This is a genomic window from Bacteroides timonensis (genome assembly GCF_000513195.1).
GTDB classification, from domain to species: Bacteria; Bacteroidota; Bacteroidia; order Bacteroidales; family Bacteroidaceae; genus Bacteroides; species Bacteroides timonensis.
Genome location: NZ_CBVI010000096.1, coordinates 1 through 11,549 on the forward strand (window position 1 = coordinate 1; position 11,549 = coordinate 11,549).

Sequence of the window (11,549 nt, forward strand, 5' to 3'; positions counted from 1 at the left end):
GCGTTCGTTATAATATTTATTACATCGTCTGGTGTTCTTCCTTTTCCTGTATCTTCCGTTTCACAAACTCTATTTTCAGATTTGCTTCTTCCATCTCTTTCTTAATTTCAGTGATAGATGAAAGTAACTGTGCCAGTTCATAAACACTGGCCATTGCCTGGCGGTCTGCCGGAGTCATCGTAGTGGAGTAGGGGCGTTCACCCTGATAGTTCACTTTAATATTCTTGTCTTTATTCAGATAAAGGAAACCGATAACATTGCCGTCTTCTCCTATTTTATAATCAGCTTTTTCTATCTTTTCCCCCAGGTCAGTTGTTTCATAGCTATCTTTGGAGGCGGGTGTTTCAGCAAAACTACCATCGGGTGCGATAACCTTTACGCTGATGTGGTGAATATTGCTTGGACCACAATAAATGGAAGTCATGCTCATTTGTCCGGTTTCGTTCACCTGGAAGCGGAGATATGAACGATGCAGATTTTTTTCTATCACTTGCGAGGGGTGCAAATAGTTGCCTATTTTCTGATATTCGGCATTTTTTTCGAAAGTGAATTTCCCTTTTATAGCATCCAATTCGCTTTGTTTCTTTTGAAGCAGGCTATCCAGGTAAACAAGTGTTTTTTCCTGTTCTTTCAGTTCTACCTGCTGCATCAGGCTGATGCCTTCACGACGAGTTTCAAAAGCTTTGGGGTATAGTATCTTGATACTGTCAATCTGCATTTTTGCTTCACTGAAGTCTCCCCGTTCAAAAGCTTCGCGGGCGGTTTGCAATTTTTCACCGGCTTTTTTCTCCACATTCTCGCAAGAGAAGAGCGTGCAACAGAGGCACGCAAGAAGTATCATTGTCTTCATAACTGTTGTTCTTCTGTTAGTGAGGACAAAATTATAAATAATATCCGTATCTTTGCAGCCTCAAATATAGATAAATGGTATTTTAGTTTTCTTAAGATATCGGATGTTTGGAACAATTATTTGTCCTCACCGTACCTGGTCCGTATCAAAGCCGTACCTGGTCCGTACCAAGTCCAAGCGTATAGGTACGGAGCAAATACGAGGATGACACGGCTCGGATACATGGAAGGTGGAAAAATAGACCAAAAGACTTTCTGTTCTCCGGAATGAGAACTATATGATTATTTTTTTAAAGGTGTATTATGGTTGAGTTGACAGCAGAAGAATTGAAACAACATTTTAGTGACGACATATTTAAACGGATATCCGAGACGGCAGATGAATTGGGATTGGAATGCTATGTGGTCGGTGGATATGTACGCGATATTTTCTTGCAACGCCCTTCTAAGGATATTGATGTCGTAGTGGTTGGCAGTGGTATAGAAATGGCTGAAGCATTGGGCAAATGTTTGGGGCGTGGAGCGCACGTGGCTGTATTCAAGAATTTCGGTACTGCACAGGTGAAATACCGTGGGACAGAAGTGGAGTTTGTAGGTGCGCGTAAGGAATCATATCAACGTGATTCGCGTAAACCCATTGTTGAAGATGGTACGTTGGAAGATGATCAGAATCGTCGTGATTTTACTATTAATGCACTGGCTGTCTGTTTGAACCAAAGCCGTTTTGGAGAATTGGTAGATCCTTTTGGTGGCATTGAAGATTTGAAAGAAAAGACTATCCGTACGCCGCTTGATCCGGATATAACATTCAGTGATGATCCGTTGCGTATGATGCGTTGCATCCGTTTTGCTACCCAATTGAATTTCTATATTGATGATGCTACGTTCGAGTCTTTGTGTCGCAATTGTGAACGTATTTCTATTATCTCTAAGGAACGTATTGCGGATGAACTAAATAAGATATTGCTCTCTCCTGTTCCTTCCAAAGGTTTTATTGACTTGGATCGTTCCGGACTGTTGCCGCTGATTTTTCCGGAACTTGCCGCATTGCAAGGTGTGGAAACCCGCAACGGACGGGCTCATAAGGACAATTTCTATCATACTTTGGAAGTACTTGATAATATCAGTCGCAAAACAGATAACCTTTGGTTGCGCTGGTCTGCCCTGTTGCATGACATAGCGAAACCTGTTACCAAACGTTGGGAACCTCGTGCAGGCTGGACATTCCACAATCATAATTTCATTGGTGAGAAGATGGTACCGGAGATTTTTCGGAGAATGAAATTGCCGATGAATGAAAAAATGAAGTATGTACAGAAGCTGGTAAGTTTGCACATGCGTCCTATTGTCATTGCTGATGATGTGGTAACCGACTCTGCAGTACGTCGTCTTCTCTTTGAAGCCGGAGATGACATTGATGATCTGATGACATTGTGTGAAGCTGATATTACGTCCAAGAATATGGAGCGCAAACAACGTTTTCTTAATAATTTCCAACTGGTGCGTCAGAAACTGAAGGATCTTGAAGAGCGCGACCGCGTTCGCAATTTCCAGCCGCCTATCAGTGGAGAAGAAATCATGAAAACTTTCAATCTGGAACCCTGCCAGCAGGTAGGAACTTTGAAAAGCGCCATTAAAGATGCTATTTTGGATGGAGTGATAGCCAATGAATACGAGGCTGCACGCACTTTTATGTTGCAGCGTGCTGAAAAGATGGGATTGAAACATTCTTAATATTTGTCACTGATTTCCGTGACAAATAAATATTCCGCATAGTTATCTTTTTGATCCTCTTAATCTTGTTTTTCACCTGTTTATCCTGTTAAAAGCCTCCTTGAACAAAAAAAACAGGAATTTGTTGACCGCTTGATAGGAATTTAATGTTTATATTTGCAAATAGTATGAAACATAAACTATTATAAACATTAAAGATATGGATGAAATGAAAATGTGGTTCCGCCCGGTGAAGGGTATTGCATTTTGTATTGTGGCTGCTTTTTTGGGTGGTCAGGCAATGGCTCAGGTGCAAGTGAAGAGAAGTTTTCCTTCAGCGAAACGTATTTCGGCATTTGACAATACAACGTTTTGTACAGCTTTCCTGTCAGATGGTTCTTTGCTTACGATTCGCGATATCCCTATTGTTGATCTGAGAGATGTTGATAAAATAGCCTTTAACCCTACGGGTAGCTCACTGGCTTTGATGCGGGGGAAGAAACCTGTTAGTATTTATTCTTTTCGCGACCGGAACAAAAAGCTTTTTGAACTGAAAGAGCAGCGTAAGAGTAAGGAACTGAAGGGCAGGAAGAATCTGAATTTCTTTGTGCCCGGACCTGTAGGCGCTGAGTTGATGAAAAATGCATCAAAGGGAGACATTGTTCCTGTTGCCATGTGCTATGGTGCTGATGCACGCAATTTTTTGGTTTCCAATTCTTTAGGAGAAATCATAGTTTACGATACAAAAGCATATTTGCCTCAGGCTTATATTCAGGGAAAAGCTGTGGCAACGGCTATTACTATGAGTCCCAACAACTATTTTATCGCTGCCGGAACCGGTAAGAATATCGATATCTGGAATTTCCAGACAAAAGAACTGCGTACTTCTCTTCCGATGCCTGCCGAAGTAACTGAATTGGTCTTTTCTGCCGATGCTTCTCAAATGGCTGTTGTGACGGCAGACAAGCGTCTGACTATTTTCGACACAAAGACATGGGATAAGGTGGATATCTTTGATAAGATAGGTGGAACACTGACTTCTCCGTCCTTTCATCCGGATGGCAAATATATCAGTGTAGTTAAAGATGGTAACGCTATTGTCATCATGAACTTGAAAAACAGTGTGCCTGAACAGACATTGGATGAAAATCCGGGTGGTGTGACGGGTAGTCGCTTCTTTGTGAACAAGCAAACGAGCGATGTATTCATGCTTTCCAATCGCGCCAAAGGACTTGTGTTCTGGGATGCTAATGGTTTGAATCCTTTCTTTGGTAAATTGATGAGTAAGGAAGTGGATGCTAAGATGAACGAGTGGGTGAAGATGATGCAGGGTGAGTCCATGGAAGATTATGCTATCCGTGTGAATGACGAGACTCGTCTGAAGCAACAACAATTGTTTGCTCAGGAAGTGGCAACGGAGTTGGCAGGCGACCGCATCTCTATTGATAATCCTTTCGTGGGAGAATATGACGCTTCCAAGAATATGCTGAACATCGGATTTAATGCATTGCCCGCGATTGCTTTGGAAGTGCCTTCAAATGAAGTAGGTGATTTCAAGGATGGCAAGAACCTGAAGTTTGATAACGCGGTTTATGTATTGAATGATAAGGACGAATTTGAGTTGGCTTATGTAGAAGTGCGTAATGAGACTACAAATAAGGTCTATATTTATGATAATATCGGTCGCACCAAGTTGACTGCTCTGGAAGCAGATGAAAACTTTGTTCCGCTGGAAATTATGCAGCAGGCAAGTCGTGAAGAAATTCAGCTGAAGGAGATCAAAGAAGCTGTAATCGAAGAAAAGAAGCAGGATAAGCTGATTACGGAAAATACACAGATTGATGTGAGGACAGAAGTGATTCCGGGTGTGGATGCTAATGGTAATAAGATTCTGAACTACAAAGTGGGCTACCAGTATGAGGTGATCAACAAAGAGTTTTCTGCAAAGGAGGACTTCCCGTCAGGTGGTTATGATATTGAACGTTCCAATGCCGCAATGTCTTTGATGAAGATAATCAAGAATGCTTTTGAAGGCGATTTCTCCAAGTATCTGTCTGAAGGTAAACAAGTGAAGGTCATTGTTACCGGCTCTGCCGATGCAAGTCCTATTCGCGGGCGCATTGCCTATAACGGACAATATGGCGAATTTATCGATGAACCTTATTATAAGAATGGTAATCTTGATAATATTACCGTAACAAAGGCTTCGGGTATCACTGCTAATGAACAGTTGGCTTTGATGCGTGCGGCAGGTGTGAAGAATTATATTGAAAAGAATGTAACCACATTGGATAACACCAAGAACGAATATGAATATCATGTGGAAGTAGCCAAAGAACGCGGTGGTGAATTCCGTAAGATTAACGTAGAGTTTGTAATCATGGATGCTTTTCCTGCAAAATAATTTAGTGAGGAGCTAATAAATAAATATGAAGAATTTTTTAGTACTGACAATCATTTTAATGTTGGGAGCATATGGGAGAGTAGTGGCACAGGATGCCGCTGCTGCTTCTAAGCGTGCTAACCAACAATATGTGCTTTTTGAAAGTGAGCGCGATAAAGGAACGAACGTGACGGGTATGTATGGCTATTTGCTGGACAGTTACGAGAATTTCATGAAAGTTGTGGAAGCACCGGATAACGGTCAGTATTTGAGTGGCGCCAAGAATCGTTTGCGTGCTATGTATCCTTATCTGTTGAATGGTGCAGTGTATTATTCCGAACAGAAGCAACCCTCTAAGGCGCTGGATTTTGCGGCAGCTTATATTGAGATGCCCCGGCTGAAGATTTTTCAGAGCGAGTTGCTTCCCAAAGATAACCGCTATGCTTCTGTAGTATATTATGCGGCGGTATCTGCCTACAATCTCCAAAAGTATTCGCAGGCGTTGAAGTATTTCCAGGAGTATTTAAGCACGGGAACGGATACACAGCAGAAAGACTGCTATGTATATATGAATATGATTTATCAGTCGCAGAAGAATTATTCTGAACAGGAACGTGTTTTGGAGGAAGCCATAGCCAAGTATCCTGTTTCGCTTGATTTCCTTTATAATCTGGTGAATGTGCATATTGCCACGAACAATATGCCGAAGTTACTGTCGGCCATTGATCGTATTCTTGAAGTTGATCCCAATAATGATAAGGTATTGCCCATCAAGGCACGTATTTTGGAACGCCAGGGAAAGAATCAGGAAGCGCTTGATATCTACAAGCGTTTGTATGCTCTCCATCCCGATAGTTTTGAGTTGCTTACCGGATTGGCGCGTGTTAATTTCAATGTAGCTACGGAAATTGTGAATAACGGTGCTACTATTGCTAATGATACCGAATATGCGTTGGTACGTCAACGTGCTTCCGGTTATCTGCTGGATGCTAAAGACCTGTTCCTGAAAATTCTGGAAAAGGAACCTTCATCCAAAATGTATATGCAGGGCTTGGCAGGGGTATATCAGTATATGGATATGAAATCTGAGTATGAAGTCTTGATGAAAATTATTACTGACGGTGCTTCATATACTTCTTTCCCATCCCGTTTGCTGGCCTATAATGAGGCATTGAAGAAGACTGAAGGAGTGGCACAGCAACAGGAATCTGCTCCTGTGCCGGTGGAACCTGCTATGTTGGTCATTCATGTGGATAGTTTTATTGATGGTAATAATAATAAGGTAATAGATGCCGGTGAAAGTTTTGCTGTTCAATTTTCTGTTGAGAATAAGGGACAGGGAGATGCGTATAACATCCGCCTCCGTCTTTCCGAACAACAGGGATATGATGAATATTTCGACGGTCCCCGTGAGTTGGATGGTGGTAATATTCCCGCAGGAACTTCGAAGCAATACATTTTCCGTTATCTGGTAAAGAAAGAAATGCCCTCGGCACTGGCCAAGATTAATATCTATGCATTCGAAGCGAATGGTTTTGATGCTGATCCGTCAGAATTGATTGTTAATACACAGGAATATGCTATGCCGCGCCTGCGTGTGGCGGATCATCAGTTCTTTGCTTCCGAAGGTTCTTCTATCACTTTAGGTAAGAATGGTAAGCTGACGCTTGCTTTGCAGAATTTCGGTTCGAAGACAGCACGTAATGTGAAATTGAACTTCAAGTTGCCGAATAATGTGTTTACAACTGATGTACCCGAAATGACGATTGATAGTATTGCTCCGGGTGATGTGGCAACACTGGATTATGGTTTCCTTGTGAACAAGCGTTTCGATGGTGATTCAATCGCTGTGATGGTAAGCGTAAGTGAAGATTCCCGTTCTTCTTATCTGAGTGAGGCTTATAAGGTGAAGGTGGGTGAATACTTAACGGCATCCAGCACAATCAAGATTGACGGAGCTGTCCGTAAGGCGGTTGATCTTAAGAATGTTAGTTTAGGACTCAATACTGAGTTGCTGCAAGATATTCCTGTGGGTGCTGTGAACCGCCACCGTTATGCGTTGATTATCGGTAACGAAGATTATAGCATCACCGGTGCCAATGCAGAAATTAATGTGCCTTATGCCGTGAATGATGCTATGGTATTCCGTGAATATTGTGTACGTACATTCGGTGTACCTGATGGACAACTGAAAGTTGTTCCGAATGCTACGGCCGGTATGATGCACGAACAGCTTGACTGGTTGGTGAATATGGCAAGTACTGATCCTGAAGCGGAATTGATATTCTATTATTCCGGTCATGGTAATAATGATGAGGCTACGAAAGAACCTTATCTGCTGCCGGTAGATATTACGGGTAAGAACATTCGTCTGGGTATTTCTCTGGCGGATTTATATAAACGTCTGGCAACCTATCCTATCAAGGGAGCTTATGTTTTCCTGGATGCTTGCTTTAGTGGTGGTTACAAGAGTGCTGCTCCGTTGCTGGCCCAAAAAGGGGTACGTGTAGTACCGAAGGTGGGTTTGCCGCAGGGACATACCTTGAGTTTCTCATCCAGTAGCGGTGACCAGACCTCCAGCGTTTATCATGATAAGAAGCAGGGATATTATACTTACTTCCTGGTTAAATGTATCAAGGATGCAAAGGGAGATTTAACCATGAAAGAACTGTTTGAAAAGACCAATGCAGAGGTGAAGAAAGCTACTGCTTTGATTGGCAAGATGCAGGAACCTCAGTATATGGTTTCTCCTACATGGTCTGATTGGGCAGATGTGAAGCTGAAGACACCGGCGACAATGAATTAGTTTATTGGTAATATAGAAAAAGGGATTCTGTCGACATAAATGTTGCAGAGTCCCTTTTCTTTTTTCATCTTAAGTACTGTATCATAATTAAATGATAATTTAGGGGCTTATTATTAAAACGCAGATTAACGCAAATTTTCGCAGATTAAATAAAGACTGCGCTATGTGTGATAACAATATTCTTTGCGAAAATTTGCGTTAATCTGCGTTTCGCTAAATTCCCATTTATAGTACAAAACAATTTTGAATATCTACTTATTCCGTCTCAAAAATATGATTTCTTTTCATAAGCGCATGTAAAAGTTCCATAAAAAAGAACTCAAATACTGCCTGGAATAAGGGCAATGCATAACTTTGTGAAAGCAACAATAAAAACATAGAGTTATGGAGACAATGAACATATGTTGCGAATAGGTGTAAAGACTTCGATGTGGAATCCCTGGCATGGCTGTCATAAGTTTAGTACAGGCTGTCAGCATTGCTATGTTTATCGTACAGACGGTAAATATGGTAAGGATAGTTCCGTTGTGGCAAAGACAGAGAAGTTTAATCTGCCTGTGCAGCAAAAGAAAAACAAAACTTACAAGATACCTTCCGGTAATCTGGTCTATACATGTTTCACTTCTGATTTTCTGGTGGAAGACGCTGATGAATGGCGTCCTGAAGCATGGGAGATGATGCGGTTGAGACAAGATCTCCACTTTCTGTTTATCACTAAACGTATTGACCGACTGAAGGATTGTTTACCCTCAGATTGGGGAGAAGGATATGATAATGTAACAATCTGTTGTACGATGGAGAATCAGGATCGGATTGACTATCGCCTGCCTATTTATAAGGCAGCTCCCATAAAGCATAAAATTATTATTTGCGAACCGCTTCTCAGTCGGATAGATTTCAAGGGAGAGTTAGGTGAGTGGGTTGAGCAGGTTGTAGCCGGAGGAGAATCTGGACGGGAGGCGCGTGTATGCGATTATGACTGGGTTTTGGAGATTCGTCGTCAATGTATAGAAGCCAATGTGGGTTTCTGGTTTAAGCAGACAGGTTCTTATTTATTGAAAGAAGGAAAGGAGTTTAAAGTAGCCCGACAATTTCAGCACTCGCAGGCTCGGAAGGCGGAGATAAACTATGAGCCGGATCGTACCTCTTTTATAGAAGAGAATACAGGCAGCGCTATATTGTAGTCTCTTGTGTTCAACTATCCTATCGGTTTGATTGTTATATATTCATATATCAATAGCGTAAGATTTGTTGGAGAGCTGAAGATATGAAACAACTTATATTTGTATTGTTAATAAGTTGTCTGGCTTGTGCCGATAATCAGGCAGAGCAGGCAGAAAGGAAAAAAGATATGGAATCAACTAAGGAAATTTATCTGGCAGGAGGCTGTTTCTGGGGAACCGAGTATTTCCTGAAACTAATTGATGGCGTAGAAACTACGCAAGTCGGCTATGCAAACGGCAATATTGCCAATCCGACTTATAAACAAGTGTGTACCGGAACTACGGACTTTGCAGAAACCGTGAAAGTGCAGTATGATCCCCTCAAAGTGGACTTGCCTTTTCTTATAGATCTTTATTTCAAAACCATCGACCCTACCAGCGTAAACAGGCAGGGGAATGACAGGGGTACCCAATATCGTACGGGTATTTATTATACTGATTCGGCTGATTTAGCGGTTATTCAAGAAACTGTGCACCGTCTGGCGACAGCTTACCCCCGTCCGCTGGCAGTAGAAATAAAGCCTTTGAAGAATTTCTATCCGGCGGAAGACTATCACCAGGATTATCTGGATAAGAATCCGGGCGGATATTGTCATATCCATCCTGAACTATTTGACTTGGCGCGTAAGGCTAAAATGCCGAAAAAATCTGTTTATAGTAAACCGGATGATACGGTGTTGCGTTCCAAACTCACCGCAGAGCAATATGCCGTGACTCAAAAGAATGCAACCGAACCGGCTTTTCACAATGATTATTGGAATGAACACCGTCCCGGTATTTATGTAGATATCACTACGGGTGAGCCTTTGTTCGTTTCAACTGATAAGTTTGATTCCGGCTGTGGTTGGCCCAGTTTCTCAAAACCGATTGACCGTAAACTTATTCATGAGAAGATGGATACTTCTCATGGTATGGTACGCACAGAGGTTCGAAGTGCTACGGGTGATGCCCATTTAGGACATGTCTTCACTGATGGTCCGGCAGATAAAGGTGGTTTGCGTTATTGCATCAACAGTGCTTCGTTGAGATTCATTCCTAAAGAGAAGATGCAGGCTGAAGGATATGGAGAGTATATCAGTTTAGTAAAGTAATTTTTCGTATCCGGAAAACTTTCGTATCTTTAGCAAAAACGGAATTATGATTGAATTTAAAACTGTACCATTGGCATCACTTCTGAATCTGAGAAATCAATATCTGGATTCTTTGCGTTATCCTCAGGAATTACACTGCGAGTGGCTTGTTGCAAAAGGCACTTGTTTCTGTATCGAACAGGATGAAGAAAGAGTGGGGTATTTCATTCAGTCGGAAGAAGGAGAGCTGATTGAATTCTATCTGTATGATGAACTGCTTTCACGAAAAGAAGAAATATTCGGAAGAGCATTGAAAGAATTTCAGATTAAGAGTGCTTTCTGCAAGTCATTTGATGATTTGTTTATGGCTTGCTGCCATGCATATTGTCAATCCTGTGAAATAGGTGGCTATCTGTTCCGTTTCTTCACTGATGAGATAGTGATGCCTTTACAGGATGGGGTAACCGTTCGTAAGGCGAAAGAGATTGATATTCCGTTGTTGCTTATTCACGATAGTGATTTATATGAATCTCCCGAAGAGTTAAATTATACCGTTTCGCACCGGATGATATTTATGTATGAAAAGGATGGAGCACTTTTAGGATGCGGCTATCTTATTCGGGTACTTCCGGGAAAAGATATCTTTGATGTAGGAATGTGGGTAAATCCGGCATTCCGCAGGCAGGGGTATGCGACGATGATTATTTCATATCTTAAAGAATCATGCTTAAAAGCGGGATATACTCCTATTGCAGGGTGTGCTGCTGATAATGTTGCTTCGCGCAGGACGCTGGAGCGGTGTGGCTTTATGACAAAACATTGTGCCGTTGCATTTGATTTCTATCGGAAGTAACATTAAATGATCCGGGAACTTAAAGTCAAAAAACAGTAAATCATCGAATAAGAGGAAGCGGTGTTTCCTCCTATTCGATGATTTACTGTTTTTTATTTTAGTCATCAATGTCAATTACTCTCATCTTAGAGTCGAACTTGATTTCCCAACGGTTAGACAGCTTTACTTCATATTCTTTTTTATCCCGTTCAATCTGTAAGATTTTAACATCCGGATAGTTTGTCTTTACATAAGTACGGATTGCTTCCGGGATGATCTGTGCAGGGACTTCACTTTGCTGGCATTTAACTTCTGTCCATTCTCCCGCCTTATCGAATTCTACTTTTTCTCCATTAGTGAAGACCACATCATAGCTTTTATAGAATAATTCTGTTTCCTGTTTTGCCAATGCCACTTTATGATCTTTAAAGTAGGTATTGAGGAAAGTTTGAGCCTTTGCAGGGAGTTGGTTTACCTGGATCGGTTTGTCATTATCCGCCATTACCATTGTGTGCATTGTGAACATGCATACTAATAATAAAACTAACTTTTTCATATTCTTCTATTTTTAATAATTAATACTTTGGTTTATTCTGATATTGCAAAGGTAAAGGGAGATTCTGGAAAGAAACTGGAATTCCTTATCGAATGATTTGTTTCTCGGTGTGAAACT

Annotated in this window: 8 protein-coding genes; 6 read left to right on the forward strand and 2 right to left on the reverse strand. The window is 41.4% G+C overall.

The genetic code is table 11. The features are described from left to right. Positions 1–19: 19 nt before the first annotated feature. A complete protein-coding gene (locus BN161_RS17995; RefSeq protein ID WP_044268985.1) occupies positions 20–850 on the reverse strand; it encodes an outer membrane protein assembly factor BamD in 831 nt (276 codons plus the stop codon). Between the two features lie 302 nt (positions 851–1,152). Between BN161_RS17995 and BN161_RS18000 the strand changes: the two genes are divergently transcribed. The 6 genes from BN161_RS18000 to BN161_RS18025 all read left to right on the forward strand — a co-directional run bounded on the left by BN161_RS18000 (position 1,153) and on the right by BN161_RS18025 (position 10,897). Further along, on the forward strand, positions 1,153–2,583 hold the full coding sequence (locus BN161_RS18000) for a CCA tRNA nucleotidyltransferase (RefSeq protein WP_044268987.1): 1,431 nt from the start codon (positions 1,153–1,155) through the stop codon (positions 2,581–2,583). A 199-nt stretch (positions 2,584–2,782) separates the two neighbouring features. Further along, entirely contained in the window at positions 2,783–4,966 is a 2,184-nt protein-coding gene (locus BN161_RS18005) for a WD40 repeat domain-containing protein (protein WP_044268990.1), read from the forward strand. Positions 4,967–4,991: 25 nt separating this feature from the next. Further along, entirely contained in the window at positions 4,992–7,751 is a 2,760-nt protein-coding gene (locus tag BN161_RS18010; RefSeq protein WP_044268992.1) for a caspase family protein, read from the forward strand. Positions 7,752–8,161: 410 nt separating this feature from the next. Continuing rightward, on the forward strand, positions 8,162–8,935 hold the full coding sequence (locus BN161_RS18015) for a DUF5131 family protein (protein ID WP_044268995.1): 774 nt from the start codon (positions 8,162–8,164) through the stop codon (positions 8,933–8,935). A gap of 83 nt (positions 8,936–9,018) precedes the next feature. Beyond that, positions 9,019–10,065 (forward strand): peptide-methionine (R)-S-oxide reductase MsrB, encoded by a 1,047-nt coding sequence (gene msrB, locus BN161_RS18020; protein WP_044268993.1) that lies wholly within the window; start codon positions 9,019–9,021, stop codon positions 10,063–10,065. A gap of 46 nt (positions 10,066–10,111) precedes the next feature. Next, a complete protein-coding gene (locus BN161_RS18025) occupies positions 10,112–10,897 on the forward strand; it encodes a GNAT family N-acetyltransferase (protein WP_044268994.1) in 786 nt (261 codons plus the stop codon). A gap of 97 nt (positions 10,898–10,994) precedes the next feature. Here BN161_RS18025 and BN161_RS18030 read toward each other — a convergent pair whose 3' ends face one another. Further along, the gene (locus BN161_RS18030) at positions 10,995–11,432 is read right to left on the reverse strand and encodes a PepSY-like domain-containing protein (RefSeq protein WP_007219015.1); all 438 of its coding nucleotides are present in this window, start codon (positions 11,430–11,432) and stop codon (positions 10,995–10,997) included. Positions 11,433–11,549 lie beyond the last annotated feature (117 nt).